General features: G+C 72.2%; 31 protein-coding genes and 1 tRNA gene. 23 read left to right on the top strand and 9 right to left on the bottom strand.

All coding sequences use genetic code 11. From position 1 onward, the window contains the following. Window positions 1–521 precede the first annotated feature (521 nt). The 10 genes from AB0I42_RS33065 to AB0I42_RS33020 all read left to right on the top strand — a co-directional run bounded on the left by AB0I42_RS33065 (window position 522) and on the right by AB0I42_RS33020 (window position 8,156). Window positions 522–1,043: a hypothetical protein gene (locus AB0I42_RS33065; RefSeq protein ID WP_357543676.1), complete on the top strand. Its 522-nt coding sequence runs from the start codon at window positions 522–524 to the stop codon at window positions 1,041–1,043. 45 nt (window positions 1,044–1,088) lie between these two features. Then, the gene (locus AB0I42_RS33060; protein WP_357543675.1) at window positions 1,089–1,712 is read left to right on the top strand and encodes an RNA methyltransferase; all 624 of its coding nucleotides are present in this window, start codon (window positions 1,089–1,091) and stop codon (window positions 1,710–1,712) included. 68 nt (window positions 1,713–1,780) lie between these two features. After that, window positions 1,781–2,491: a DUF6758 family protein gene (locus tag AB0I42_RS33055; RefSeq protein ID WP_357543674.1), complete on the top strand. Its 711-nt coding sequence runs from the start codon at window positions 1,781–1,783 to the stop codon at window positions 2,489–2,491. Between the two features lie 115 nt (window positions 2,492–2,606). Then, window positions 2,607–2,765, top strand: a complete 159-nt coding sequence (locus AB0I42_RS33050) for a hypothetical protein (RefSeq protein WP_212826204.1) — start codon at window positions 2,607–2,609, stop codon at window positions 2,763–2,765. 8 nt (window positions 2,766–2,773) lie between these two features. Beyond that, window positions 2,774–3,640: a PH domain-containing protein gene (locus tag AB0I42_RS33045; RefSeq protein ID WP_357543673.1), complete on the top strand. Its 867-nt coding sequence runs from the start codon at window positions 2,774–2,776 to the stop codon at window positions 3,638–3,640. Window positions 3,641–3,742: 102 nt separating this feature from the next. Beyond that, a complete protein-coding gene (locus AB0I42_RS33040; protein ID WP_357543672.1) occupies window positions 3,743–4,378 on the top strand; it encodes a SigE family RNA polymerase sigma factor in 636 nt (211 codons plus the stop codon). Then, window positions 4,375–5,652: a hypothetical protein gene (locus AB0I42_RS33035; protein WP_357543671.1), complete on the top strand. Its 1,278-nt coding sequence runs from the start codon at window positions 4,375–4,377 to the stop codon at window positions 5,650–5,652. Before AB0I42_RS33040 ends, AB0I42_RS33035 begins: the two co-directional genes overlap by 4 nt. Next, window positions 5,649–6,527, top strand: a complete 879-nt coding sequence (locus tag AB0I42_RS33030) for a PHP domain-containing protein (protein WP_357543670.1) — start codon at window positions 5,649–5,651, stop codon at window positions 6,525–6,527. Before AB0I42_RS33035 ends, AB0I42_RS33030 begins: the two co-directional genes overlap by 4 nt. A 25-nt stretch (window positions 6,528–6,552) precedes the next feature. Continuing rightward, on the top strand, window positions 6,553–7,167 hold the full coding sequence (locus AB0I42_RS33025) for a MarC family protein (RefSeq protein WP_357543669.1): 615 nt from the start codon (window positions 6,553–6,555) through the stop codon (window positions 7,165–7,167). 152 nt (window positions 7,168–7,319) lie between these two features. Next, window positions 7,320–8,156 (top strand): PD-(D/E)XK nuclease family protein, encoded by an 837-nt coding sequence (locus AB0I42_RS33020; protein ID WP_357543701.1) that lies wholly within the window; start codon window positions 7,320–7,322, stop codon window positions 8,154–8,156. A 9-nt stretch (window positions 8,157–8,165) separates the two neighbouring features. On the opposite strand, the gene AB0I42_RS33015 is transcribed toward AB0I42_RS33020, so the two are convergent. After that, the gene (locus AB0I42_RS33015; RefSeq protein ID WP_357543668.1) at window positions 8,166–9,044 is read right to left on the bottom strand and encodes an oxygenase MpaB family protein; all 879 of its coding nucleotides are present in this window, start codon (window positions 9,042–9,044) and stop codon (window positions 8,166–8,168) included. Between the two features lie 106 nt (window positions 9,045–9,150). Here AB0I42_RS33015 and AB0I42_RS33010 point away from each other — a divergent pair, with 106 nt between their 5' ends. Then, a complete protein-coding gene (locus AB0I42_RS33010; RefSeq protein ID WP_357543667.1) occupies window positions 9,151–9,633 on the top strand; it encodes a DUF2231 domain-containing protein in 483 nt (160 codons plus the stop codon). 3 nt (window positions 9,634–9,636) lie between these two features. Here AB0I42_RS33010 and AB0I42_RS33005 read toward each other — a convergent pair whose 3' ends face one another. Then, window positions 9,637–9,969, bottom strand: coding sequence for a translation initiation factor 2 (locus AB0I42_RS33005; RefSeq protein ID WP_357543666.1), 333 nt, complete (start codon window positions 9,967–9,969; stop codon window positions 9,637–9,639). A gap of 100 nt (window positions 9,970–10,069) precedes the next feature. On the opposite strand from AB0I42_RS33005, the gene AB0I42_RS33000 reads away from it, so the two are divergent. After that, window positions 10,070–10,267: a hypothetical protein gene (locus AB0I42_RS33000; protein ID WP_357543700.1), complete on the top strand. Its 198-nt coding sequence runs from the start codon at window positions 10,070–10,072 to the stop codon at window positions 10,265–10,267. A 52-nt stretch (window positions 10,268–10,319) separates the two neighbouring features. Here AB0I42_RS33000 and AB0I42_RS32995 read toward each other — a convergent pair whose 3' ends face one another. From AB0I42_RS32995 to AB0I42_RS32985, 3 genes are all read right to left on the bottom strand, one after another. Next, window positions 10,320–10,853, bottom strand: a complete 534-nt coding sequence (locus tag AB0I42_RS32995) for a flagellar biosynthesis protein FlgA (RefSeq protein WP_357543665.1) — start codon at window positions 10,851–10,853, stop codon at window positions 10,320–10,322. A gap of 203 nt (window positions 10,854–11,056) precedes the next feature. After that, window positions 11,057–11,434 (bottom strand): FmdB family zinc ribbon protein, encoded by a 378-nt coding sequence (locus AB0I42_RS32990; protein ID WP_357543663.1) that lies wholly within the window; start codon window positions 11,432–11,434, stop codon window positions 11,057–11,059. Between the two features lie 104 nt (window positions 11,435–11,538). Next, entirely contained in the window at window positions 11,539–12,171 is a 633-nt protein-coding gene (locus AB0I42_RS32985; RefSeq protein WP_357543662.1) for a 5-formyltetrahydrofolate cyclo-ligase, read from the bottom strand. Between the two features lie 84 nt (window positions 12,172–12,255). Between AB0I42_RS32985 and AB0I42_RS32980 the strand changes: the two genes are divergently transcribed. The 6 genes from AB0I42_RS32980 to AB0I42_RS32955 all read left to right on the top strand — a co-directional run bounded on the left by AB0I42_RS32980 (window position 12,256) and on the right by AB0I42_RS32955 (window position 18,894). Beyond that, window positions 12,256–14,574 (top strand): diguanylate cyclase, encoded by a 2,319-nt coding sequence (locus AB0I42_RS32980; protein ID WP_357543661.1) that lies wholly within the window; start codon window positions 12,256–12,258, stop codon window positions 14,572–14,574. Between the two features lie 9 nt (window positions 14,575–14,583). Beyond that, the gene (locus AB0I42_RS32975; RefSeq protein WP_357543659.1) at window positions 14,584–15,546 is read left to right on the top strand and encodes a UTP--glucose-1-phosphate uridylyltransferase; all 963 of its coding nucleotides are present in this window, start codon (window positions 14,584–14,586) and stop codon (window positions 15,544–15,546) included. 61 nt (window positions 15,547–15,607) lie between these two features. Continuing rightward, window positions 15,608–16,921, top strand: coding sequence for a gephyrin-like molybdotransferase Glp (glp, locus tag AB0I42_RS32970; RefSeq protein ID WP_357543657.1), 1,314 nt, complete (start codon window positions 15,608–15,610; stop codon window positions 16,919–16,921). Continuing rightward, complete coding sequence (locus AB0I42_RS32965) at window positions 16,921–17,559, top strand: GNAT family protein (protein ID WP_357543699.1); 639 nt, start codon at window positions 16,921–16,923, stop codon at window positions 17,557–17,559. The genes glp and AB0I42_RS32965 overlap by 1 nt, the downstream gene beginning before the upstream one ends. Before the next feature lie 199 nt (window positions 17,560–17,758). Continuing rightward, window positions 17,759–18,550, top strand: a complete 792-nt coding sequence (locus tag AB0I42_RS32960) for a hypothetical protein (RefSeq protein WP_357543655.1) — start codon at window positions 17,759–17,761, stop codon at window positions 18,548–18,550. A gap of 270 nt (window positions 18,551–18,820) precedes the next feature. Further along, window positions 18,821–18,894: transfer RNA gene (locus tag AB0I42_RS32955), tRNA-Ala, on the top strand. Between the two features lie 905 nt (window positions 18,895–19,799). Here the strand turns inward: AB0I42_RS32955 and AB0I42_RS32950 are convergent. Both AB0I42_RS32950 and AB0I42_RS32945 read right to left on the bottom strand, forming a co-directional pair. After that, window positions 19,800–20,126 (bottom strand): hypothetical protein, encoded by a 327-nt coding sequence (locus AB0I42_RS32950; protein ID WP_357543653.1) that lies wholly within the window; start codon window positions 20,124–20,126, stop codon window positions 19,800–19,802. Window positions 20,127–20,432: 306 nt separating this feature from the next. After that, window positions 20,433–20,912 carry a hypothetical protein gene (locus AB0I42_RS32945; protein ID WP_357543651.1) on the bottom strand — a complete coding sequence of 160 codons (480 nt, stop codon included), beginning with the start codon at window positions 20,910–20,912 and terminating at the stop codon, window positions 20,433–20,435. Window positions 20,913–21,044: 132 nt separating this feature from the next. Here AB0I42_RS32945 and AB0I42_RS32940 point away from each other — a divergent pair, with 132 nt between their 5' ends. Both AB0I42_RS32940 and AB0I42_RS32935 read left to right on the top strand, forming a co-directional pair. Beyond that, a complete protein-coding gene (locus tag AB0I42_RS32940) occupies window positions 21,045–22,187 on the top strand; it encodes a histidine kinase (RefSeq protein ID WP_357543649.1) in 1,143 nt (380 codons plus the stop codon). Then, window positions 22,184–22,840, top strand: coding sequence for a response regulator transcription factor (locus AB0I42_RS32935; RefSeq protein ID WP_357543647.1), 657 nt, complete (start codon window positions 22,184–22,186; stop codon window positions 22,838–22,840). The genes AB0I42_RS32940 and AB0I42_RS32935 overlap by 4 nt, the downstream gene beginning before the upstream one ends. Here AB0I42_RS32935 and AB0I42_RS32930 read toward each other — a convergent pair. Both AB0I42_RS32930 and AB0I42_RS32925 read right to left on the bottom strand, forming a co-directional pair. Continuing rightward, a complete protein-coding gene (locus AB0I42_RS32930) occupies window positions 22,837–23,676 on the bottom strand; it encodes an oxygenase MpaB family protein (RefSeq protein ID WP_357543645.1) in 840 nt (279 codons plus the stop codon). The genes AB0I42_RS32935 and AB0I42_RS32930 overlap by 4 nt on opposite strands. Before the next feature lie 56 nt (window positions 23,677–23,732). Then, window positions 23,733–24,689, bottom strand: a complete 957-nt coding sequence (locus AB0I42_RS32925) for a LysR family transcriptional regulator (RefSeq protein ID WP_357543643.1) — start codon at window positions 24,687–24,689, stop codon at window positions 23,733–23,735. Window positions 24,690–24,838: 149 nt separating this feature from the next. Here AB0I42_RS32925 and AB0I42_RS32920 point away from each other — a divergent pair, with 149 nt between their 5' ends. From AB0I42_RS32920 to AB0I42_RS32910, 3 genes are all read left to right on the top strand, one after another. After that, on the top strand, window positions 24,839–25,129 hold the full coding sequence (locus AB0I42_RS32920; RefSeq protein WP_357543641.1) for a hypothetical protein: 291 nt from the start codon (window positions 24,839–24,841) through the stop codon (window positions 25,127–25,129). A 133-nt stretch (window positions 25,130–25,262) separates the two neighbouring features. Beyond that, window positions 25,263–25,643: a metalloregulator ArsR/SmtB family transcription factor gene (locus AB0I42_RS32915; RefSeq protein WP_357543639.1), complete on the top strand. Its 381-nt coding sequence runs from the start codon at window positions 25,263–25,265 to the stop codon at window positions 25,641–25,643. Window positions 25,644–25,665: 22 nt separating this feature from the next. Next, window positions 25,666–26,193, top strand: coding sequence for an SRPBCC family protein (locus AB0I42_RS32910; protein ID WP_357543637.1), 528 nt, complete (start codon window positions 25,666–25,668; stop codon window positions 26,191–26,193). The last annotated feature ends 18 nt before the right edge of the window (window positions 26,194–26,211 follow it).

The raw sequence follows: 26,211 nt of genomic DNA, 5'->3' as shown, positions 1-26,211 counted from the left end.
CGGGAACGTCAACTCTCACGGTAAGTAGTGTCACAAAATCATAACTGTGACCTCCGTCTCGGGTTCACCTCTTCTCAGTGATCCGTGTCTCGGGCAGAATCTTCTTCATCAAAGCGTGGGCGGCGGGTGCCGGGGAGGGCCCCGCCGCTCATTGCGTCCGCAGGAGTTTTCTCCCCTGCAGACTCTTCCCGCTCGAAACGCCGTGACACTGCCTTAATCATCGGTAAGGCGTGCCATGTGGCACTTCGCCGTCGTGGCGTCGGAAGTTTCGATGTGGTTCATCTTCCGGATGCAATGTGAATGCGGCGGGCCGCGAATTCACTTTCCCCGGTGTCCGGCTGCTCCCGGCCGAAGTTGCCCGTCGTGCGCCGCTCGCGGCCGATCCCGGACCGGCACCAGCGGGCGGCCCGGGATCGGCGGGCTCTGCCAGGGATAGGTGCTACGCCCCTTCTTGATGCTTTTAGGGGTTGAACGTCTGCTTTCGCAAGAGTCCGGCATATGCTGGCCGCGGGAGGTCGCCCATGTCGAGCCAGATCCCGTCCGGAGGCCCCGTCTTCCCAGGTCGCCCGGTTGGCCAGCTCTCCACGCTCGCCTATCCGGCCGCCGAGTGGGAACTGCTCACCCGGCTGCCCAGCCGGATCGTCGTCGCGGCCGCCTCGGCCGAATCCGACGATCCCGGGCACCGGGTCCGTGAGGGGTTGGCCGGCCTCGAAGGGATCGCGGCCGGACGCGCCTTCGACAGTGAACTCGTCCGGGTGGTGGCCAGCACGATCTACGCCGAGCACGAGCAGGACCGGCCGGCCACCGGCCGGGCGCCGGCGCTCGCCGACGTACTCGGGTCGTGCCGGGAGGCGGTCCGGGTGCTGGGCGCGCGAGCCGATCCGGCCGACTCGGCGGCCTACCGGCAGTGGGTCCAGTCGATCGCGGCACGGGTGTGCCGGGCCCACCGGGCCGGTGGGGTGGCCGGTGCTGGCGACGAGCCGGTCAGCACGGCCGGGCGGCGGTTCCTCGACGACCTCGGGGCCGCTCTGGGGCTCTGCTGATCCCGGCCCGACCGGCGGCCCGGGGCGGCGTACCCTCTGACAACCGTGAGCGGTGATGAACTGGAGGTCGGCGTCGGACCCTGGGTGGGCGACCCGCCGACCGATCCGCGCTACGACCCCGAACTGCTCGCGGCGGGCGACCGGCGCAACGTCGTCGACCGCTACCGCTACTGGCGGCTCGAGGCCGTGGTGGCCGACCTGGACCGGCGCCGGCACGACTTCCACGTCGCGATCGAGAACTGGCAGCACGACTTCAACATCGGGACCGTCGTACGTAACGCCAACGCCTTCCTCGCCGCGCAGGTGCACGTCGTCGGCCGGCGGCGGTGGAACCGGCGCGGGGCGATGGTGACCGATCGCTACCAGCACGTCCGGCACCACGAGAGCGTCGATCTTCTCGCCGCGTGGGCACGGGAGAACGACCTGGTCATCGTGGGAATCGACAACCTGCCGGGAGCGCGCCCGCTGGAGACCGTGACCCTGCCACGGCGCTGCGTGCTGCTCTTCGGGCAGGAGGGGCCCGGCCTGTCCGACGCCGCCCGGGCCGGCTGCGCCCAGCTCTTCTCGATCGCCCAGTACGGCTCCACCCGGTCGATCAACGCCGGGGTGGCGAGCGGTATCGCGATGCACGCCTGGATCAGGAGCCACGCGGGCCCGCCACCGGACTGACCCGCCGAGGTGGTCTGAGATGACCGAAAAGGCCGCTTCGCTTGACTCTGCGGGACGATCGGCGCAACGTGGGTGCTGTGGCTGTTGCGGTGAGTTGTCCCCGATGTGGTGGTCCGGTGCGGCCGCCCGACCTGATGCACACCGACTGGCGCTGCGACGACGACGGCGCCGTACCCCCGTTGCACACGGCCCGGCACATCGGTGCCGAGATCCTGCACAGCACGGTCGCCGGGATGGCCGACGCGCACTCCGGGCACGGCCGGCCGCCGAGCCCGCTGTGGTGCCCGTGGCCGCTGCTGGCCGGCTGGACGGTGACCGGCGTCGCGTGGGCCGGCGACGTGCACACCGGGGTACGGGCGACGACCGTCGCCTGCAGCGGGCCGGATCCGCTCGCCGGCGGCCCGGCCGACCTCGTACTCGTCGCCGAGGAGCCCGGTCTCGGACTGGGCAACCGGTTCGCGGGTATCCCCGGACCGGACCCGGGTGCGTTGCTCGCCGACGCGATGACCGAGGTCGCACCGGGGAACGCCGAGAACGGGGTGTCGCACGCCAAGATCCGGGCAGGGGGGCACCCCACTCCACTCTGGTCCGTCAAATCCCCGACAGATCGCAGCGTCTACGTGGGCGAGGCGAGGGGTATGTGGCTTTATGCGATAACGTGGCCGGCGAGTGCGGGCTACGTTCTCGCGGAGGAAGTCGTGCTGCAGGATCTCTCCGAGTGGACTCCGGCCGAGCTTGTTTTCGGTGCACCCTCGCCCTACCTGCATGGCAAGGTTTGATAGCCGTTCGGGTGGTCCAAGATGCATGCAGTTGATTCACTGTGAGACGTACGACTGATACTCTGGGTGCTGCTGCGGCAGAGACCCGGCGCCGCGCGGAGGGGGATGGCCCGTAATGGTCAAGAAGGTCCTCACCTGGGGCGGACTCGCGTTCCTAGTTTTCTTTATCGCCTTCCGGCCCGATTCCGCCGCGGACGTCTTCAAGTCCCTCGGCGGGGGCATCATGGACATCGCCCAGGGCTTCGGTGACTTCTTCACGAGCCTCGTGGCTTAGCGGCGCCGATGGCCAACCCTCCCGTCGAACCACCCGACCCCGACGAGCCTGACCGACGGCGACGGGACCGCCGGGAGTACGACACCGAGCCGATTCCGGTGGCCCGCGACGACGGGCCCGGCTACTCCGACGGTCCGTCCTACTCGGAAGGGGCCTCCTACGGAGAGAGCGTCGGCTTCGGGCACGAGCAGCGTCCGCGCACGACCACCTGGGTCGACGACACCGCCTACCCGCCGACGGACATCTCCGAGGAAGAACTCGCCGGCCTCCAGGTCGACGCCTCCGGCATGCCGCTCGGCCCCCGACGGGTCCTTCCGCTCGAAGACGAGCCGACACCGCTGGTCGCCCGCTACCTCTTCCCGACCGAGCGCTACCGGGGTGAGTGGAAGCGGCACTGGGTGCACCTCAGCACGCCGCTGCTGATCGGGGTCGCCGCCACCTTCGTGCTCGGCTACCTGTCCGGCTTCCTCGCCGGCCAGGAGGTCGGCGGGCTGACCACCGTGGCGGTCATCATCTGGCTCGGCATCATGGGCTGGGTGGCGTGGAAGGTCGCCGACTGGTACTTCGACCGGTTCATCCTGACCAACAAGCGGGTCATGGTGGTGAACGGGATCATCACCCGGCGGGTCGCCATGATGCCCCTGCTGCGGGTCACCGACATGAAATACGAGCAGTCGCCGCTGGGCCGGGCACTCAACTACGGCACGTTCGTGCTGGAGTCCGCCGGCCAGGAGCAGGCGCTGCGCGAGGTCAAGCACCTGCCCAACCCCAACGAGCTCTACCTGCGCGTCGTCGAGGAGATGTACGAACCGCAGGCGGTCGAGGCCCGGTTGGGCAAGGAGGGCGAGGACAACAAGGCCGACGACGGCGCCTGACGAACTCTGTCCGAACATCGGATGAGGTCGGAACGCTCCTCCCTGGTGCCGGCCGGCGCTTCGTGAAAGCCTTTCCGCACAAGCGCTGGCGAAGGGCGGCAGGTGAGCGGGCAGCGGGTGGAGGACGAGTTCCGCGACTTCGTCGCCACGCGTTCGTCGTCGCTGCTGCGCACCGCCTACCTGCTCGCGGGCGACTGGGCCACCGCCGAAGACCTGCTCCAGACCGCGCTGACCAAGACCTACCTGGCGTGGAAGCGGCTGGGCGAGATCGAGGCCGTCGAACCGTACGCCCGCCGGGTCCTGGTCAACACGGCGACGAGCTGGTGGCGGCGGCGCTGGCACGGCGAGCGCCCGACCGAGGTGCTGCCCGAGCGGGCCGCCCCGGACCGCATCGAGGAGCAGTTGGAGCGCGACGCGCTCTGGCAGCACGTCAAGATGCTGCCGGCCCGCCAGCGGGCGGTGCTCGTACTCCGCTTCTACGAGGACCTTTCGGAGGCGCAGACCGCGGCGATGCTCGGCATCTCGGTGGGCACGGTCAAGAGCCAGACCTCCCGGGCACTGTCCACCCTGCGCCGGCGGCTGGCCGACGACGGGGTGCGCCGGCCGGCGGACCGGGTGATCGAGCCGACCGGTGAGCGGTCGCCGGCCGCGCCCCGCAGCCGACCCCCGGTCGCATCCGGCATCCGGCCGGCGGTGCTCGCGGCCGGGGCCGGTCCGGCCACTCTGGAGGGCCGGTGAGCAGGATCGAGAAAGACCTACGGGACATGTTCGCCGACCGGGCGACGTCCGGCCCGTACGGCGGGCTGCCGGCCGCCGACGCCGCGGACCGGGCCATCCGGCACGGTGCGGCCGTCCGGCGTCGCCGCCGCGCGGGCGCGTCGGTCGGAGCGGCCCTGGTGCTGGTGCTCGTCGCGGCCGGCGTCGCCCCGGCCCGGTCCTGGTGGCAGCCGGCCGACCCGCCCGCACACCGGCTGGGCCTGGAAAGCACGCCGGCGCCGGCTCCGACCGGCCACGTCGTCCCGACCGGCGCCCCGGCGGCACCGCCGCCACCGTCCCCGGCCGCGGTCGTCCCCGGCGCCGACGCCGCCGTCCTGATGCACACGCCCGACCGGGAGACCACGATCGGGATCGACCTGCGGGTCGGCGATCAACTGTGGACCACCGACGGCCGCCGGCTGCCACTGTCCGGTGTGGGGGAGGTCCTGCGCGCCTACCGGGTCCCGGTGGGCTGGGTCTACGGCGGCGCCACCAACGTCCGCCTGCTGCGGCCGGACGGCGACAGCGTGCCACTGCGCGGCGGTGGCGACGGCTGGACCGTCAGCTCCGACGGCGCCCGCTTCGCGTACGTCTCCGACGGGGCGCTGGGGGTCGCCGACCTGACCGCCGACGGGCTGTCCGTCCGGTCCACCACCGACGTACCGCCCGGAACCGTGCCGGTCGCGTTCCTGGACCGGCGGGTGGTGGTCGCCGGACGGGTCGGCCACTCCCGCGGTTACGACCTGCTCGACCCGACCGGCCCCTACCGGCCGTCCTGGAACCTCGACGTCACCGCCATCTACGGCACCGCCGGGGGAGCCGTCGCCGCCCTGATCCGCACCGGTGACCGGGGCCTCTGCCTGGCCGCCCTCGACGGCCGGGCCCACCGGCTGCGGGTGGACCGCTCCGGGGCCTGCACGCTCGGCCTGCGCGCCGAGTTCACCCCCGGCCGGCTGGCCCCGGGCGGCGGCTGGCTGGTCGCGCCGGCCGCCGACGGGCTGACCCTGGTCGACATCGACGCGGCCCTGACCGGCGACTACGCGACCGTCGGCTGCCCGGTCCGCAGCACCGTGCCGGCCGTCTGGGCCGACGACATGACCGTCGTGGCCGGTGACGACCGCGGCGTGGTGCAGTGCCGCACCGACGGCACCCAGCAGGTCGTCTCGCTGCCCCCCGATGCCGGCGCGGACTGGCAGCCGGTGCCGCGGATGACCGCGAAGCCGATCACCGCCGCCGACCGGTCCGGCCGGTCGTGACCGCCGGTACCGGGGCGCCGGCGCCGGCCCGCATCGACCTGCACACCCACTCCACCGCCAGCGACGGCACGCTGACCCCGGGCGAACTGATGGCGGCCGCCAGCGGGGCCGGGCTCGACGTCGTCGCGCTCACCGACCACGACACGACCGCCGGCTGGGCGGCGGCGGCCACCGCGCGCCCCGCCGGCCTGACCCTCGTCCGCGGAGCCGAGATCTCCTGCCGCTGGTACGGGCCCGACACGGCGATCCCGCTGCACCTGCTGGCATACCTGTTCGACCCCACCGACCGCGCGCTGGCGGCGGAACTGGCCCGGGTACGGGTCGCCCGCGAGGCGCGCGGTGAGCGGATCGTCGAACTGCTGCGTGCCGACGGGGTCGACATCACCTGGGACGAGGTACGCGGCTACGCGGCCGGCGGCACCGTCGGCCGGCCGCACATCGCCACCGCCCTGATCCGGACCGGGCTGGTCGCCACCACGAGCGAGGCGTTCGAGCCGCGCTGGCTCGGGGAACGCTACCGGCTGCCGAAGGACGACATCGACGTGTTCACCGCCGTACGACTGGTCCGGGAGGCCGGCGGGGTGCCGGTCTTCGCCCACCCCCGGGCCACCCGGCGCGGGCGGATCGTGCCCGACGAGTTGATCGTCGAACTGGCGGCGGCCGGGCTCTTCGGCCTGGAGGCCGACCACACCGACCACTCGCCGGCCGAGCGGGCCCACGTCCGGGCCCTCGCCGCCGAGCTGGGGCTGGTGGTGACCGGATCGTCGGACTTCCACGGCAGCCACAAGATGGTACGGATCGGCGCCCACACCACCGCGCCCGACGCGTACGAGCGGATCGTGTCGGCGGCCCGCGGCGTCCCGCCGGTCGGCTGAGCCAGGCTGCGGTTACCTTGACCGGATGGATCTGAAACTGTTCGGCGAGGTCTTCCTGACCCTGCTGGTGATCACGGATCCGCCGGGCATGGTGCCGATCTTCGTCGCCCTGACCAGCACGCTGCCCCGCCGCGAGCGGCACCGGGCCGCGTGGCAGGCGGTGGCCCTGGCGCTCGGTGTGATCGTGGTGTTCGCCGTCGCCGGGCAGACGCTGCTCGACTACCTGCACATCGACCTGCCGGCATTGCAGGCCGCCGGTGGGCTGCTGCTCGTCCTGGTCGCCCTCGAACTGCTGACCGGCAAGGCGAACGACCCCGACCAGCAGGCGACCGCCAACATCGCATTGGTCCCGCTGGGTACGCCGCTGCTCGCCGGCCCCGGCGCGATCGTGGCGACCATGCTCTTCGTGCAGCGGGCCGACGGGGCGGCCGACTATCTCGCGATCGGGGGCGGGATCGTCGCGGTGATGGTGGTGGTCTGGCTGACCCTGCGCTTCTCCGGCGGGATCGTCAAGGTGCTGCGGCCGGGTGGCATCGAGGTGCTGACCAGGATCGCCGGCCTGCTGCTGGCCGCGATCGCGGTCCAGTTGATCGCCGACGCGGTGGCGGCGTTCGTCACCCAGTACGTCCAGCAGGGGTGACCGGCCGGGCGTGCTGTGCCCGGCCTGTCGGACCCGGATGGCAGGATCGGGGGGTGCGCAGGCCGACCTCTTCCCCCACCAGTTCGTCCCGTTCCCGGGGCGCCACCCCCCGGCCGCGTGGCGGCCAGCCCGAGCAGCTCGGGTTCGACGGGATGCCGGAGCGGCTGTTCGTGTGCACACCGAGCAAGCTCGGCACCTACGCCGACTGCCCGCGCCGCTACCGCTACTCCTACGTGGACCGGCCGGCCCCGCAGAAGGGGCCGCCGTGGGCGCACAACTCACTGGGCGCCAGCGTCCATACCGCGCTGCGTAACTGGTACGCGCTGCCGGCCGACCGGCGTCATACGGGTGCGGTCGCCGGCCTGCTCAAGGCCACCTGGGTCCGGGAGGGCTACCGCGACGTGGAGCAGGAGCGCGAGCTGTTCCGGCGGGCACTGGACTGGCTGGAGTCCTATGTCGACGGGCTCGAGCCCGGGGCCGACCCGCTCGGCGTCGAGCGGGTCGTCGCGGTCAAGACCGCGGTGCTGGCCTTCAACGGCCGCGCCGACCGGATCGACTCGCGGCCCGGCCCGGACGGCGAGCCGGAGTTGGTGATCGTCGACTACAAGACCGGTCGCAGCGGCACCGACGCCGACGACGCGCGCGGCTCCCAGGCCCTGGCGCTGTACGCCTACGCCGCCGAGCGGGTCTTCCGCCGCCCGTGCCGCCGGGTCGAGCTGCACCACCTGCCGACCGGCACGGTCGCGGCGCACGAGCACACCACGGAGTCGATCGCCCGCCAGGTCGGGCGGGCCGAGGACACCGCCCGGGACATCATGGCGGCCGAGAAGGTGGTGGCCGACGGCGGCGACGCCGACGAGGCGTTCCCCACCAACCCGGGCACGTTGTGCACCTGGTGCGACTACCGCCGGCACTGCCCGGCCGGCGCCGACGCACCGGTCAAGGAGCAGTGGGCCTCCGTCGAGCGCCTGCTGACCCCCGACGCCTGACCGGGTGCCTCAGGCGGCCGCCCCGAGCCGGGCGGCCCGGGCCATCGCGGCCTGGTAGATCGGACCCTCGACATAGCGGCGCGGGATCGCGTTCAGCGCCAGCCGCAGGCCGCGCACCGAAAGGTCGGCCGACAGGTCGGTGGTCGGCAGGCCGAGCCCGCCGTACAGCCGGCGGGCCCACGCGGGAAGCAGCCCGATCGCGGTCCCGGCGAGCCCGAGGTATGCCCACCGGGGCGGCCCCAGCTCGACCGCCAACCGCAGCGGCAGACCCATCTTCCACGGCAGCGGCGGCATCGGCGGGGCGGTGAGGAACACCATCGTCTCGGCACTGTCCCTGGTCAGGCGCAGTTCGGGGCGTATCTGCCGGTAGTAGTCGGCGACCTGTGCGGCGGTGCCGGGCACGGTCGCCGGGTCGAGGCCGACGAGTTCGGCGGCGAGCAGCTGTTCGGTGTAGTAGGCGTCGACGTCGTCGTCGGTCAGCGCGGCACCGGCCCGGCGTGCCGTGGTCACGAACGACTCGACCTCGGTCACGTGCACCCAGCGCAGCAGGTCGGGTTCGTCGATCCGGAAGGTCTCGCCGGTGGCCGGGTCGACCGCCCGCATCCGGGCGTGCAGGCCGCGCAGCCGCCGGCCGGCGTCCCGCGCCTGCGTGCTGCTGCCGTAGACGACGGTGGCGACGTAGGTGGCGGTGCGGACCAGCCGTCCCCAGGGGTCGCTCTGGTAACTCGAGTTCTGGGCGACCCCGGCCACCGCCCGGGGGTGCAGCGCCTGGAGGTAGAGCGAACGCAGCCCGGCGACGAGCAGCACCGGCTCCTGGTGTACCCGCCAGGTCACCGAACCCGGACCGAACAGGCCGAGGTCGTCGTCGCCGGGATCGGTGGCAGCCATGCGACCAAGACTGCCACGGCCGCGCCGACGCGGTGAACCGTCGGACCCCGTCGCATCGTGTAGAACGTCGAAGGGTCACGTCGTATCCGCCCCCCAGGAGGCGTCCGTGTTCGATGAGTTCATGGGCCTGCCGGCCCACCCGTTGCTCGTGCACGCGGCAGTGGTCTTCGTGCCGCTGCTGGCCGTCGTCGGGATCGTCTACGGGTTCGTGCCGAGGGCACGCACCCGCATCGGTTGGGCGGCGGTGCTGCTGGCCGTGGCCGCACCGGTGTCGGCGCTGTTCTCGAAGATCTCCGGCGAGGCGCTGGAGGAGCGCCTGATCACGGCGGGCTACGGCCAGGAGATCCTCGACAAGGTCAACGAGCACCAGGCGTACGGCGACCTGACCTTCTGGTTCTCGCTGGCGCTGGCGATCGCGACCGGGGCGTTGGTGTTCCTCACCACCCGCGGCGAGCGTGGGCCCCACGTGCCGGCATGGGTGCCCACCGTGCTCGCGGTGCTGGTCACGATCCTCGGTGTGGTGACGATGATCTACGTCTACCTGACCGGGGAGACCGGTGCGCAGGCGGTCTGGAGCGGCGTCGTCTGACGCTCAGAACAGCACCCGTGAGCAGAGCAGACAGATGACGATGACCAGTACGGCGCCGCCGACCATCGCGATGCCGTAGGTGAGCGTGCGGGCGCCGCGCTCGTCGGCGTCGATCGAATCCTGGTCCTGCGACGGGAGCTGGCGTGGTGCCATCGGGTTGACGACGGTCGGTGGCCGCCAGCCGGTCGTGGCCGGCGTGGTCGGCGGCGGCCCCTGATAGCCGGGCGTCTCGGGGGCGGCCGGCGCGGCGGGCCGTGGGGCCGGCTGGCCCGGTTCGAGGTCGGCGGGGCGGCGCCAGTGCTCGTGGTCGGTCGGGTCACCGCTGGGCGTCGTCACGCCGACTGACGCTACCAACCGGTCGCCGCCGGGACCCGCTGACGTTCGGTGTGCCGGCCCGTGGCTGGGTACGCTTTTCGCCGTGGACAGATCGGCACGTGTGGCGGACGGGGCGGCGGCGACCGAGCCGGCGCGGGTACGGATCGACGCCGACGACCGGACGGTCGAGTTCGGCGAGGACGAGCTGGTGGTGTTGCCGGAGCAGACCGCGGACGACACCGACCGGGGCTGGGGCGAGCGGCCCGGATCGAACGACGACCGGCTGCTGGCCGAGCGCCCGCCGCACTACGGGGACTGAGCCGGCCAGGGGCCGGTCGATATTGGGACTGAGCCGGGCCGGGTCCGGTCGATCAGGGCGGCACGACGACCCCGAAGCGGGTCGTCTCGGGCATGCCGAGCGTGCGGTTCGCCTGGTCCGGAGTGAGCGCCAGGTAGAGGGCGGTGGCGCCGTCGACCGCCACGACGTCGAGCACGAGCGCGCCGGTGGCCAGCCGGAGCGGTTCCGGCGCCGGCTGTGCCCCGACGCCGGCCGGTAGCGCCAACAGGTCGATCCGGCTGCCGGGGCGTACGACGGCGAGAGCGGCGGGTTCGGCGGGCCGTACCGGCACCCCGACCGATCCGGCGGGCACCGCGAGCCGGCCCGGTGGGGCGTCCGGGGCGGGGAAGGACCCGCCGGATGGTGATCCGGTCGGGTCTGCCGTGATCGGGGGGCCGCAGGCGGCCGTGCGGTCGGGGTCGGTCCGTGCGGTCAGCACCGCGGCGGCCAGCGCCAGCAGGACGGCGACCAGGGCGGCCCGCAGCACGGTGGCCGGACGGGGCCGGCCTGGCCAGCGGACCGGTGTGAGCGCGCCGTCGGCGTCGCCGGACCGGGTGCGACGGAACATCGGGGTGCCTCCCTCCGACCGGCTTCGACGGCTGGCGGTGGGGGACCGTGGGCCGCCGGTCGGCAGGGACGCTAGACGCCGACGGCCCGGTCCCGTTGGACCGAGCCGTCCGCCTGTGGACGACGGGGCTTCCTGTGGACAACCCCCGTCGGCCGGGTCGATCTGTTATGGCCGAGCCGGCGGGTGCCGCTTCGGCCGAGCCGCTACGTGGCGGCCTTGCCGGCCGACGACGAGCCGCCGGAAGAGGAGCTGGAGCCGCTGGAGGCGGTGCCGCTCGACGCCGGCTTCTCCTTCGACCCGGAGCCGCCCGAGTCCTTGCCGCCGGAGCCGTTCGACCCGGAGCCCGAGGAACCGGACGACTCCGCCTTGGCCGGCTTGCCGCTGGTGGCCGAGTCCGACGAGCCGGACCGGGAGTCGGTGCGGTAGAACCCGGAACCCTTGAAGACGATGCCCACCGAGTTGAAGAGCTTGCGCAGCCGCCCCTCACAGGCCGGGCACTCGGTCAGCGGCTCGTCGGCGAACGACTGCACCGCCTCGAGCTGGTGGCCGCACGCGGTGCAGGCGTACTGGTACGTGGGCACTGTCTCCTCCGGATCATGATCATCGGTTGGCACTCGACGCGTTCGAGTGCCAATGGTGCGCTATCCGCACCGGATTCGTCCAGCGGGAGTGTGGGGCGCGACACTCAGCCGGCCGGGAGCCGCCGTACGCCGCCGCTGGGAGTGATCACCGCGTGGACCGGACGGTCGTGCTCCTCGGCCGGTACGGCGTCCAGCAGTTCGCCGTCGTGCAGCAGCGCCACGGTCAGGGTCGCCGGGGCGACGCGGGCGAGCGCGCGGTCGTACGAGCCGCCGCCGCGGCCCAGCCGGAACCCCCGCCGGTCCACCGCCACCGCCGGCACCACCACCAGGTCCGCGGCGCCGACGGCGGCCGGCCCGAGGCGCGGCCCGGCCGGCTCGCGCAATCCGCGCCCGGCGGCCACCAGCGGCTCCGAACCGGCGTACTCCGCCCAGTCGAGGTCGAGATCCGGGCACAGCACCGGCAGCAACAGCCTCGACCCCGGCACGCCACCGGCGGCGAGCATCGCCAGCAGGGCTTCCGGCAGGTCGGGTCCGCCGGGCTCGGAACCGACCGGCACGTAGCCGGTCACCGTCCGTGGGCGATGCTGCCGTACCAGGCCGGCCAGGCCGGCCTGCACGCGGCCGGCGGCGGCCGATCGGAGCGCCGCCGGCAGTGACCGACGGCGAGCCAGGACGTTGATACGGATGTCCGTCTTGTGACGGCGCGCCGCGTTCGCTCCATTCGAGAAATCCGACATCGACCGCTCCTGCAACAGGCCGTAACTGAAAGGTCCGTCTGTGTCAGCATCGCACCAACGGGTGCGGAACCTCCGGGGGGAAGAGTGACGCTGCGTGGACGGTTGACGACCGCCTTCCTCGCGGTCGTCCTCGGTCCCGTGCTGCTCGGCGCCGTCTTCGTCGGTACGACCGTCGCCGCGGTGAGCTACGAACGTACCGTCGACCGGCTGGACACCGCCGCCGCCACCGTACGCACCTCGGTCAGCGCCCTCTGCCAGCAGATGCACGCCGCGGCCGACGCGGTGGCCGTACCCGCCGACCCGGCCCGCCGGGCCGGCACCGCGAGCCAACTGGTCGCCCGCGGGCTGGTCTCGGCGGTCCTGATCAGCGACGCCGACGGCCGCGCCGCCTTCGCCACCGCCGGCAACCCACCCCAGCCGTGGGCCGACTGCGCCGCGCAGGCCGCCCCGGACGCCGACTACGAGGCGATCGCCGTACGCGTCGAGATGCGCGCCGAGAGCGGCGCCCTGATCGGTGAGGTGGTCGTCACCCAGGTCCTCGACCACGCCTTCCTCTCCCGGCTGGCCGCCGCGACCGGCACCGGCGTCACCCTCCTGCCGGGCGTCGCGGCCCCGACCGTACGGCACACCACCGAGCCGGCGACCGGCGTCGACGCGGTCCTCGACGCGGCGGCGCGCGCCGAGGGCGACGCCATCGCCGAGACCGGCACCGGCCGGTACGTCCGTCGGATCAACCCGTCACCGGGCCAGCCGCTGCCGCTGGCGCTCTCCGTGCCCCGGGGACAGCCGCAGGGCCTCTACGTGGTGCTGATCGGCGCGGTCCTGGCCGCCGGGTTCGCCGCCGTCGTCGCCGCCTGGTGGCTGGCCCGCTCGACCACCCGGCCGCTCGCCGAACTGGCCCGCGCCGCCGACCGGGTCGCCGACGGCGACCTCGCCGCCCGGGTGCCGGTGCACGGGCACGACGAGGTGGGCCGGCTGGCCACCACGTTCAACCGGATGACCCGTGAGACGCAGTCGTACGTCCAGGCCCTGACCGCCAGCCGCGACCAGCTCCGGGGACACCTGGCGGTGCTCGGCGACACCCTGTCCAGCACCCACGACCTGCAACGGATCCTCCAGGTGATCCTCCAGACCGCGCTCGCCGCGACCGGCGCCCGGGCCGGCGTGGTGCTCCTGCTCGACCCGGCCAGCGGACTCCTGGTCGGCCAGTGCGCCGAGGGACTCGACGAACGCTGGCCGGTCGGCCTCACCGGACGGCCCGGCACCGCGAAGGCCGGCGCCGGCAAGGCCGGCGCCCGCACCAACGGGGCAGTCGTCGGTGTCGCCGTCGCGCTCCAGGACCGGCCCGGCCGGCCCGACCACGACCCGGCGGCCCTGCGGGTGTCGCTCGGCAGCGGCCTGCTCGGCGCCGTCGCCGCCACCGGCGAGCCGCGCCGCGGCCGCGTCGACCGCGACGGGCCACACCTGTCGACGCACGAGCCGCGCTGCCGCACCTACGTGGCCGTACCCTTCTCGGCACCCGGGCCGGCCACCGACGCCCCGACCACCGGGGTCCCCGCCGGGCGACTGCCCGGCGCGCTGTGGCCGCCGACGCTGCCGACCGCGCTCGGCGTCCTCGCCCTCTACGACCGGCTCGGGTCCGACGAGTTCGACGACACCGACCTGGTCACGCTGCGCACGTTCGCCGGCCAGGCGGCCGTCGCCGTCGACAACGTACGGGTGCACGAGGAGGCCCAGCGGCTCTCGCTCACCGACCCGCTGACCGGGCTGTGGAACTACCGCTACCTGAAGGAGTCGATCCGGCGCGAGGTCGAACGCGCCAACCGCTTCGGGCGCATGCTCACGGTCCTCGCCCTCGACCTCGACCGCTTCAAGCATGTCAACGACACCCACGGGCACGCGGCCGGCGACACCGTCCTGGCCGAGTTCGCCCGCCGGCTGCGGGCCGAGATCCGGGAGGTCGACCTCGCCTTCCGGCAGGGCGGCGAGGAGTTCGTCGTGCTGCTGCCGGAGACCGACGCGGCCGGCGGGGCCATCGTCGCCCAGCGGCTGGCGGCCGCCGTACGCGACGTACCGGTCCCGATCGAACCGCACCTGGGCGCCCCGCCGACCAGCATCCCGGTGACCGTCTCCATCGGAATCGCCGTATACCCCGACCACGGCGCGACCGGCGACCAGGTGCTCGACGCCGCCGACGAGGCGCTCTACGCGGCCAAGGCGGCCGGACGCGACACCCACCGGGTCGCGTCGACGGGCCCGCGACCGGAACCGGGGAAAATCGCTGGTTCGGCCGGCCCGCGACCACCGGACGACGGCGTCCCCCACGCGGGTGGACGGTCCGCCGATGGGCCGGGCGGCGCGTCATCCGGGCCACAACCGCCACGACAGAGCCGCGGCCGATAGTCTCGCGGAATGTCGGAGCGTGCAGCCAACCCAGGAACGACCACCAGTCCAGCGACCGGACGGCGGGCGGTGAAGGCCGTCATCCCGGCTGCCGGACTCGCGACCCGATTCCTGCCGGCGACCAAGGTCGTACCCAAGGAACTCCTGCCGGTCGTCGACCGGCCGGTCCTGCAGTACATCGTCGAGGAGGCCGCCGCGGCCGGCATCGAAGACGTACTGCTGGTCACCGGTCGGGGCAAGACATCGATGGTGGACCACTTCGACCGCCAGCCCTACCTGGAATCCCGGCTGGCCGAGAAGGGCGACAAGAAGAGGCTGGAGGCCGTACGCCGGCCGAGCGAGCTGGCCGAGATCTTCACCACCCGCCAGCACGAGCCGCTCGGGCTGGGGCACGCGGTCGGCTGCGCCGAGTCGCACGTCGGCGACGAGCCGTTCGCGGTCCTGCTCGGCGACGAGTTCGTCGACCTCGCCGAGCCGCTGCTGCCGGCGATGCTGGAGTTGCAGGCCCGCACCGGCGGCATCGTCCTGGCGTTCATGGAGGTCGATCCGGAGGAGACCAACCGGTACGGCATCGCCTCGGTCGCCCCGGCCGAGGACGGCCTCGACGCGATCGCCGACGTCGTACGGGTCACCGGCCTGGTGGAGAAGCCGGCACCGGCCGAGTCCCCGAGCAACCTCGCCGTCCTCGGCCGCTACGTACTGCCCGGCGTGGTCTTCGACGCGATCCGGCGGACCGGCCCGGGCAGCGGCGGCGAGATCCAGCTCACCGACGCCATGCAGACCCTGCTCGACGAGGGCCTGCCGGTGCACGGCATCGTCTACCGCGGCACCCGCTACGACACCGGCATGCCGCTGGGCTACCTCCAGGCGGTCGTGCAGATCGCCGTTCAGCGCGAGGACATCGGCCCGGCGTTCCGCGAGTGGCTCGGCCAGTTCGCCGGCTCCGAATCGTTCCGCGGGCCCGGCACATGACAGGCCAGCCCGACGGGCCAGGTGCCGGCCACGTGGTCACTGAACGTGACGAGGTGACGATGTGACAGCTACGGCCGATGCCGAGGCGGCCGCCAACGAGTTGACGCCGCTCGCCGACTACCTGGGCAGCGTGCTGCGCAGGCTGCGGGCGCTGCCCCCGCTCGACCTCGACCTCACCCAGGCGTACGGCAACGTCCTCGCCGAGGACGTCGTCGCGCCGCACTCCTTCCCGGCCTTCGCCCAAGCCGCCATCGACGGCTACGCGGCGCGCTGGGAGGACATCACCGGTGCCGGCCGGGGCGGATTCGCCTCGGCCGGTTCCGCGTTGGACGGACGCGGGCGCGGGGTACGCATCAACGTCGTCGGCGACCTCGGCGCGGCCAGCTGGCGCCCGGTCCGGCTCACCCCGGGCACCTGCTTCTCCGTCGCCGCCGGTGCGCCGCTGCCGATCGCCGCCGACGTCGTGGTGCCGATCGACTGGACCGACCAGGGCATGGCCGCCGTCGAGATATTCCGGACCCCCAAGCGCGGATACGGCGTACGCCGGGCCGGTGAGGAACTGCCCGCCGGCAAGGTGCTGGCCCGCGCCGGCACGTACGTCTCACCCGCCCTCGTCGCCGTCTTCGCCGCCACCGGGATCGGGCACGTCGTCGTACGCCCCAGCCCCCGGGTGGTCCTCGTGGCCACCGGCGACGAACTGGTCGAGGTCGGCCGGGGCAGCCAGCCGGGCCAGGTCGTCGACGCCAACTCGCACGCGCTGACCGCGGCGGCGGTCGAGGCGGGGGCGCTCGCGTACCGGATCGGGATCTGCGACGACGACCCCGAAGGGCTGCGCGGGCTCCTCGAAGACCAGACGCTGCGGGCCGACCTCATCATCACGACCGGCGGCACCGGCACCGGCCCCGGCGACATGGTGCGCCGCATCCTGTCCCGCCGGGACGGCGGCCGACCCGGACCGGTCGCTTTCACCGATGTCGCGCTATACCCTGGAACCTCGCTCGGATTCGGTACGGTCGGTGCCGAGGAGGTGCCGGTCGTGTGTCTACCCGGTGAACCAGGTGCGGCGTTGATCGGTTTCGAAGTGCTGGCCAGGCCGGCGATCCAGCTCCTGGCCGGGGCTGACCCGGTCTTCCGTCCCAGCGTGCGCGCCCACCTGCTGGAGACCGTGTCGTCGCCGGCCGGCCTGCGCGAGTTCCGCCCGGCCCACGTCGCCGAACGGCGCGGCGGCGGCTACACCGTCCAGCCGCTGCCCGGCGGCCCCTACACCCTTTCCGGCCTCGCCGAGGCGAACGGCCTGCTGGTGCTCGGCGAGCGGGTGACCACGGCCGCCGCCGGTTCCACGGTGGACGCCCTGCTCCTGGACCGCAGACGGTGATGTTCGACGGCGTGCCGGGATGGCCGGTCGTCCTCGCCGACGGCCCGGTCCTGCTGCGTCCCTACCGGCGCTCCGACGCGACGGCCTGGTCGGAGGTACGGCGGGCCAATGAACGTTGGCTGGCACCGTGGGAGTCGACCCCCGTCGGACGGTGGGAAGAGCTCAACTCGCCCAGTGCCTTCCGCTACGTCCACCGCGACCAGCGCCGCTCGGCCCGCCGCGGCGAGAGCATGCCCTTCGCGGTCTGCCTGCGCGAACACGGCCGGGAACGCTTCGTCGGCCACCTCAACATCGGCAACATCGTGCGCCGCGCGTTCTGCTCCGGCTACGTCGGCTACTGGGTCGACGCCCGGGTGGCCGGCCGCGGCGTCATCCCGACCGCGATGGCGCTGGCCGTCGACCACGCCTTCACCACCGGTGGGCTGCACCGCGTCGAGGTCAACATCCGTCCCGAGAACAAGCCGTCACGGCGCGTCGTGGAAAAGCTGGCTTTCCGTGAAGAGTCCTACCATCCGCGCTACATGCACATCGCCGGCGCCTGGCGCGACCACATCGGATACGCCCTGACCAGCGAGGAAGTGGCGGCCGAAGGCGGCCTGCTGGCCCGCTGGCACCGGCTGCACGCCGCCGCCTCTTGATCTTTTCCGGCAGCCCTGGTCGGCGCGGCGCACGAGAATCGCGGCAACCGGCCGTAACCTCAGGTAACTGGGACGTACGGCAACTCACACACCTTCATGATCCACCTGGTCAGCGGACCGCCCCTGAGCGTCGTCGGCGCGTCCCGTCCGGATCTTGTCGGGAACGTCGGTTGCCGCTGGGGTGACGGGAGGGGAGTGGGTGCCGACCTCGGTGCTCCTCGCCGTCCTCGCCGCCGCCGGCCTACTCGCTCTCGCACCGGCACTCGTACGCCGATACGACGCCACCGAGCGGCTGGTCGCGGAGCGGGCGCAGTCGACGGCGCGGGTGCTGCAGCGCCGCCGTCGCCGCCGGACCGTGCCCGGCCGGCGGCCACTCAACGCCGGCCACTCCACGACACCCACCCCCCGGACCAACGCACCCGTCTCCGGACCACCGGTGTCCGTGTCCGGCCCACCCGGCACCCGCCGCTCCACCCGGCTACGCCTCGTGCCGTTCGGCGCCACCCGCCCCCGCCGGCGCAAACCGGCCCGGCGCGGCCCGAGCGCCATGCACCGCCGCCGTCGGGTCTTCGCCGCCCTCCTGCTGCTCAACGTCGTCGAGCTGATCGGGGTCGTGGTCGTCGGCCCCGGTTTCTGGATCAGCTTCGCGGTGACCGCCGTCCTGCTCGCCCTCTACGTGGTGCACCTGCGCAACCGGGCCATCGCCGGCCGGCGCCGGCAGCGCGCCGACGCCCGCGAAGCCGCCTGGCTGTCCGCCCGGCAGGCCGAGGTACGCCGCGAGCAGGCCCGCCGGGCGGCCGCCCGGCGCGAGGCGCAGCGCCGGCTCGCCGCCCAGCGTGAGGCCGTACGCCGGGCCGCCATGGGCCTGGACGGGGCCCGGGACCTGCCGCAGGCGGCGTCCGGGGGCGGCGTCACGGGTTCGGTGTCGTACCGGCGGGCGGGTGGGCTGCGCGGGCGCGCGTACGAGGCCGGTCGCCCCAACCCTCGCTGACCCTGTTCCTGCGCCGGGTCGGCGGGCTGGGGCGCCGCCTTGATCGTCTGCGGCTCAGACAGTCGACACGCCGTCCGGGGAACGCCTGAAGTGCAGACGATCACGACGACCGGAGCGGGTGCGGACCGGACGGCGCTGCCGGGTGGGTGGCCGGCGGGGTGACGCGCCGGGTACTGATTCGCGGAGCGGCGGCCGGACCTGTTAGCCTGACTCCCGGCTCGCTCCACGAGAAGTGGTGCCGGGTCGACCTTCCGGGCTCCGGTCCGGTGAGGGGCTGTGGCGCAGACTGGTAGCGCACCTCGTTCGCATCGAGGGGGTCAGGGGTTCAAATCCCCTCAGCTCCACTTCGAGTAAGGGCCGTCTTCGGATTCGGGGACGGCCTTTCTGTTTGGACCCGCATCCTCGGCTGGCGTGATCGCGGTTTCTTCCCGTCATGCCTGTCTTGCGGACTGGCGAGGATGTCGAGATGGCCGACCTCCGGGCAGGGGGGCATGAGGAAGGGGGCCCCAGGCGCAGGCGGCGATCTGCTTCCGGGCTAGGTATATCGGTGGTCGGCCCGCGATAAGTGATGAGTCGTCCGTGGTCAGTTGGATTCGGCAAGCCGAGCTAGATGCGCGGTTGATCCACCCATCAACGCGGCTTCGCATTGGTCACGGTTTCGGGTATCGGCCCGTGCCCTACATCGGATGAGTGGGCCCTCTCCGGGTAACGATCGGTGGTGTTAGGTGATCACCAATGACCAGTAGTGGCGGGAGTTCTTCGGCATCGGGCACGGATCGTCGAGGTTAGCGAGCCGTCGGACGACGACGCCAGAGAACTCCCGAGATTGCACTACCGATAGCTACGGCCACGGCGGAGATGAGGCCGACGCCCCACGGGAAGTCATCGCCACGGATCCAGAAGAAGCCGGCGGCCATCGCAGCGCCTATCAGTCCAATAAGCAGGCCCGCTAGGGCATCTTTGAGAGGTTGCACAGGTCCACCCTATTCTGGACGATTTATTGGGCTGCCGGCTGTTTCGTAGCCTTTTTCGAATAAAAGTCCATTTTGTGCTCGCGTCCCGATACGTGCGCGAGGTGATTGCGAAGCTCCGATTTCTACGAGATCTGCTGCTAGGTCTGGATCATCTTGTAGCTTGGGTGCGGCTTCTTTGCGGGCGTCCAATCGTGGCTTTGAAGTTATCGATCCAAGAGTCCGAAGGTAGGTTCTCGTCACAGGAGGGTGCAGCGGGGAGCGCGGACCGCCCTTGATCAGCCGATACATGCGACGACCGCGGAGGCGTCGGCCGAGAGGAAGAGCTTGAAGTGCCGGCGTGGATGTTCAACCCTTACGATCCCGAGTAGCACGGGCTGCTCTCCTGCCGCCGCGAGTGCTTCGAGGCCCGGATGCCAGTTGGCGGTCGACACACCGTCCTCCTTGACCAACTCTTCACGGAACTGCCAGATGTCGGCGAAGTGGCTGGCTGGTGCCTGCTTGTCCCACACCGTGAATGTCGACCTGGCTTCAAGTGCCGCGACGCAGTCCGGGTAAGGGTCAGGCGACGTATTTAGCAGAGCAATGAGAGTGGCCCGATCCATTTCTCGATCGTAACGGTCATGCGGAAGGGTCGACCTCTGCCTAGAAGCCGGAGTTGCTTGACGCTAGGCGGGCGATCGAGATCGTCGGGCACAGATTGGGCAGGACTGAGCGTCACCAGCGTTGAAGAGTGTTGGCAGGGGTGACGATGTTCGCCCTGCTCAGGGTGGCATTTGGTCCGATTGGCCGTCCGGTCGCTACCGTGAGTGGAAGGGGTTCAAATCCGCTCAGCTCCGCCTCCAGGTCAAAGGCCGTTTCTCTGAACGAGAGACGGCCTTTTGTGGTTCATGCGTCCCCGGCAGCGCGGATCAGCGCTTCGCGCCGGTGACCTTGCTCAGACCCCAGGCGATCAGACCGGTGATCGCTCCGACGATCACCCCGGTGAAGACGCTGCTGATTCCGGCGAACGTACGCAGGATGACGGACTGGGCGGCCGGGTCGAGGTCGGTCAGGTTCCCGCCGAGCGCGGGCGGATTGTCGCCGAAGCTGACGTTCCAGAGCAGTTGGTGCCCGAGGGCGAGGAAGACGCCGTAGAAGAGACCGACGACGAGCAGGGTGATGAACGGGTTCGGCACCCGCTTCCAGAGGACGACCGCGATCCAGATGATCGGCGGTACGAACACGAAGAGGGCGTTGACGAGCGTCCCCTCCTGGATGAGTTCCAGGTCGTGGAGTACGACCCGGGGGGCCGCGAGCAGGGCGAGGCTGATCACGGCGAGCAGCGGCAGCCCGAGAGTCGGACGGTGGGGCGCGGACGTCTGGCGCGGCGGATGGTTGTGGTAGGTCATGGATCGAAGTTAGGAACCGGCGGGGGTGCGGCACATCCGTATCCGCTCTCGATGTCGATACGTCCGGAAGCGACTCCGGGTGTCGCCTTCCGACGACAGCCGAGCGCCATCGGGTTCCGTACGGTGGAAACCATGATGTGGGCGTCGAGGAGGCTGCCGCCGTGGGCGGTCGACGCGTTGCTCGGTGCGGGGGTGACCCTCGTCGTGTCGGTCGCCATCTCGGCGAACCAGGGCGGACGGCACGGCCCGGACGCGGTCGCATACCTGTGGGCGGTCGGCCTGGGCGCCCTGATGTTCGCCCGCCGGCGTTATCCGGTGGTCGTGCTCGCCGTCACCGCGTTGGGGTTGTTCGCCTACTACGCCGCCGGCTATCCGGCCGTCGGCCTGGGCGTTCCGGTCGCGGCGGCGCTGTTCTCGGCCGCCGAGTTCGGCCGGCTGGTCCACGCGGTCGTGACCGGGGTGGTCGTGGTCGCCGTGTCGGTGTTCTTCCGGCTGGTCGAGGGGCAGGCTTTCTCGTTCGTCGTCAACTACGAGTTGGCCGGGCACATCCTGCTGATGGCCGCCGCGATCGCGCTCGGTGACAGCGTGCGCTCGCGCCGGTCGGTGCAGGAGGGGGCGCGGCGGATCGCCGAGCTCACCGCGCAGCGGTACCGGCAGGAGTCGGACGCGCGGGTGCACGCCGACCGTCTCGCGATCGCGCGGGAACTCCACGATTCGATCGGGCACACCACGTCGGTGATCTCGTTGCACGCCGATGTGGCCCGCGAGGCGCTCGGCCGCGACGAGGCCCAGACCCGGGCGGCGCTCGATCTGATCAAATCGACCGCCACCCGCACGATGAGCGAGTTGCGCAGGACGGTCGCCCTGCTGCGGGCGCCGGACGAGAGTTCCCGGTCGGTCGTCTCGCTGTCGAACGTCGGCACGCTGCGGGAGTCGGCGTCGGCCGCGGGGATCGACCTCGAATTCGACGTACGGGTCGGCGCCGAACTTCCGGCCACGGTGGACGCGTCCGCGTTCCGGATCGTGCAGGAGGCGGTCACCAACGTCGTGAAGCATTCGCGCGGCAGCCGGGCGCAGGTGACGGCGTACGACGACGGGAGCGTGCTGCACCTGCGGGTCGCCGACGACGGGGCCGGGTCCGGCATGACCGGTCGCGGGCACGGCATCACCGGGATGCGGGAGCGGGCCGAAGCGCTCGGCGGCACGCTGACCGCCGGGCGCGAGGAGCCGGGGTTCGTGGTCCGGGCGGTGCTTCCGCTGGAGGAGCCGTCGTGATCAGGGTGCTTGTCGTCGATGACCAGGATCTGGTCCGGGCGGGGCTGCGGACCCTGCTGGAGAACGACCCGGACATCACCGTGGCCGGCGAGGCGGCCGACGGCCGCGCCGCGCTTTTCCAGGTACGGGAACTGCGTCCCGACATCGTGCTGATGGACATCCGGATGCCGGGCATGGACGGGCTGGCGGCGACGGCGGCGATCCGCGCCGACGAGTCCCTGGCCGGCTCCCGGGTCCTGATCCTGACCACGTTCGACGACGACGAGGACATCGTCCAGGCGATCGCGCTCGGCGCCGCCGGTTACCTGCTCAAGGACACCTCGTCCGACGAACTCCGGCGGGCGGTCCACACCGCGGCGGCCGGCGGCAACCTGCTGTCGCCGTCGATCGCCCGACGCGTCATGGAACGTCTCGCCCGGGCGCCGAAGCCGCCCGTACCGGATCCGCGGCTGGCCGCGCTGACCGAACGGGAACTCGCCGTCCTCGCCCGGATCGGCTCCGGCGCGACGAACGACGAGATCGCCGCCGCACTCCACATCAGTCCGGCGACCGCCCGCACCTACGTCAGCCGGATCCTCTTCAAGCTCGGCGCCCGGGACCGGACCGCGCTGGCGGTCATCGCCCACCGGTCCGGGCTCGACGTCACCGACTAGCCCGCGACCGGGGCGTGGCCGGCCGCCGGCAGCGGATCGCCCGGCAGCAGCGGTGGCAGGCCACGGCGGGTACGTGGTGTCGTCGGCATCCGTCGGGGCGGCAGGAACCGGAGCAGCCGGCGTCGGACGTACAGCATGGTCCGCAGTGACCAGCGGACGGCCCGGCCGGCGCGGGGCAGGCCGACCGCGGCGCGTACCGGGTCGTCGAGCAGGGCGGCGATGGCCGGGCCGACGAGCGGGGCCAGCGGCCGGGGCACCCGGGCGCGGGCCATCGCGATCGTCCGTTCGCTGCACCGCCGGCCCTCGGCGGTGTACGCGAGCCGGTCGCGTTCGTATCCGGCCAGGTAGTCGGCCAGGACGTCGGGGTCGCGGGGCAGGTCCGGTACGCCCATGCGACGGCCGAGTTCGGCGTAGAAGACGGCCACGGCGACGCGTTCGTTGATGGACGGTTGCCGCCAGCCGTGCCGGTCGAGCCAGCGCAGCGTGGTGACGGTGAGCCCGGCGAGGGCGTAGCGGTGGTCCTCGGTGGTGATCGGCCAGCCCCGGTGCGACCGGTTGACGAGGCGGATGGTCGCCCGGCCCTGCGGCGAGTCGAGGCCGTGCTCGATGAGGTCACCGAAGGTCAGCGCGGTGCCCTCGGCCCGTTCGAGCAGTGCGTCGGTCGACCCGACGACCCGGGCGGTCGACGGCAGGGCGTACAAATGCCAGATCATCAGTTTGCCGGCTGTTCGCAGATCCCACGGGAATTCGTGGAAGACCATCAGCCGGTAGATTTCCGCATAGTCCCGGTGCGGGTCCAGTTCCTGGATAACGGCCAGGTGGTCAGATCTCTGCATCGGCACAAGGTAGGAATTGCGCTCAAGCCCGGTTTTGCGCCGGCGTGCTATTGAATTCAGGTCGGCGATGGGCGGGCCAGCACCGTACGGGCGGCGTGCCGGATCGCGGCGACGGCCGGCTGGTCCCGGTTGCCGTCCAGCCAGGCCAGCGCCGACGTGCTCGGCGGGAGGTCCGCCACGTCGCGGTAGGCGATGCCGGGCCGGGGGTAGAACTTCCGCGCCGCCGCCGGCAGGAAGCAGATGCCCTCGCCCCGGGACACCGCGTGCAGCAGACCCTCCATGTCGGCGACCGCCGGACCGAAGCGCACCGCCGTGCCGTCCGGGCGGGGGTTCACCGCCCAGAAATCCCACCAGACCCGGGACGCCGCCGGCGGTACGTCGAGGAACGTGTGTCCGGACAGCCGGGCGAGGGTGAGTCGGGGCTCGGCGGCGAGCGGGTCGTCGGCGGACAGGCAGGCGACCCGTGGCTCGGTCGCGAGGTGCAGCAGGCCGATGCCGGGCGGCACCGGCGGGCGCAGGAAGACCACGTCGACAACGCCGCTGAGCAGGGCGGCGATGTGTTCGACGAAGTTCAGGCTGGACATCCGTACGTCGAGGTCGGGGTGCCGGCCGCGCAGTTCGTCGAGGATGGCGCGGGTGAACGGCATCGCCGCCTCGGCGCCGATGGAACCGATGGACAGGCGCCCGGTGAGGGTCCGGCCGTGGGTGTCGGCTTCCCGACGGAGCAGGTCCATCGCGCTCACCGTCTCCCGTACCGCCGGGAGCAGGGCCCGCCCGGCGGGGGTGAGTTGGACCGTACGGGTGGTGCGTTCGACCAGGCGCACGGCGAGGCGGTCCTCCAGGGTCTTGATCTGTCTGCTGAGCGCCGGCTGGGTCATGAACAGCCGGGCTGCGGCCCGGCCGAAGTGCAGCTCCTCGGCGAGGACGAGCAGCAGCCGGAGTTGATGGACGCTGGGATCGGTCTGCGGGCCGGGGGTAACCGGCGTCTTCCGTTGCGTGGGGTAGCCACCCATAAATCAAACGCTATCAATTGCCTGCGGATCGGAATGGGTATTTTCTTGGCCCGTCGCACACCGCCGACGAGTATTGGTTCCGGGTTGGCCGACCTTCTGTTGATCCAGTCGGAATACGGGCTGGAGCAAAACACGACGAAGGGTTCTGGATGCGTACTGCTGTGAAGGTGTTGATCGGGCTGACGGCGGCGGCCGTGGTCGGCCTCGGCGGGGCCGGGGCCGCGCAGGCGGCGCCTGCGGAGGTGGCCGCGCCGTCGGACCGGGCGAGCGTGGCGGCGGCGTGGTACCTGTGGGATTCGTACATCAACATCAGCGACCCGAACGCCGCCAAGGCGCAGTGTGAACTGGCCGGGGCGAAGGGTGTGGTCCAGGGGCGCTGGCTCGACCACCGCTGTGACTGGAACGGTCTCTACACCTACACCCTCTGGATCTACCGCTAGGGGTTGGTGTCCGGGCGGCGGTACTGCGCAGCGCCGTCCGAAATGCTGTCGAGTCGGAGGTCGGCCGTCGCGGGGAGGTTTCCGCGGCGGCCGGCTTCTTGCCGTACTCGTAACCATGTGGTTACATGTTTTCGTGGATGCCGTCGCCCATGCCATCGCCGACCCGGTCCGTCGGGAGATCCTGGAGGCGTTGCGCGAGCGTCCGCTCGCCGCCGGCGACATCGCGGCACGGTTCACCGTCAGCCGCCCCGCGATCAGCCGCCACCTGCGGGTGCTGCGGGAAAGCGGCCTGGTCGTGGACCGGATCGACGGGCGGCACCGGGTCTACTCGATCGACACCGGCCCGCTCGGCCCGCTGGTCGAGTGGATCACCGGCCTCGACCGGGCCGGCGCGTGGGAGCGCCGGCTCGACGCTCTCGACACCGAGGTGCGCCGCACCCGGCGCGACCGTCGCGCCGCCCCGACCGACCGGTCCGGACGGCGCGCCGCAGCCGATCAGGAGGAAATCGCGTGACGGAACGAAGTGAGGGGGACGCATGACCGAGCGGAGTGAGGGGGTCGCCCCGAAGCCGACCGGGCGGGTCGGCAGGGGCGCGGCCGGGGCGTACGACATGGTCCTGACCCGGACGTTCCGGGCCTCGATCGACGACGTCTGGGCGAGCGTCACCGAGCCGGACCGGACGGTTCGCTGGTTCGGCGCCTGGCGCGGCGAGCCCGGCCCTGGTCGCACCGTCGAGGTGCAGATGGGCTTCGAGGAGGGCACGCCCTGGTGCGACCTGCGGATCGAGGTGTGTGAGCCGCCCCGGCGTCTCGCCGTCTCGATGCTCGACGAGGCGGGGGACTGGCGGATGGAGGTGCGGCTGACCGAGGACAGTGGGGTGACCACGCTCGAACTCGTGCACCACCTGGCCGATCCGGGGATGGCCGAGAATGCCGGCCCGGGCTGGGAGTACTACCTCGACATGCTGGTGGCGGCACGGGACGGGCGGCCACTGCCGGACTTCGCCGACTACTTCCCGGCGCAGGCCGAATACTTCGCGGCGCAGGCCCGCGCCGCCGGCTGAGCCGGCTCAGCCGGCGGC

Origin of the sequence: Polymorphospora sp. NPDC050346, from assembly GCF_040655695.1 — a bacterium.
Classification (GTDB): Bacteria; Actinomycetota; Actinomycetes; order Mycobacteriales; family Micromonosporaceae; genus Polymorphospora; species Polymorphospora lycopeni.
Note: the sequence above shows the minus strand (reverse complement) of the source record. Positions and strands in the feature narration are given on the sequence as shown.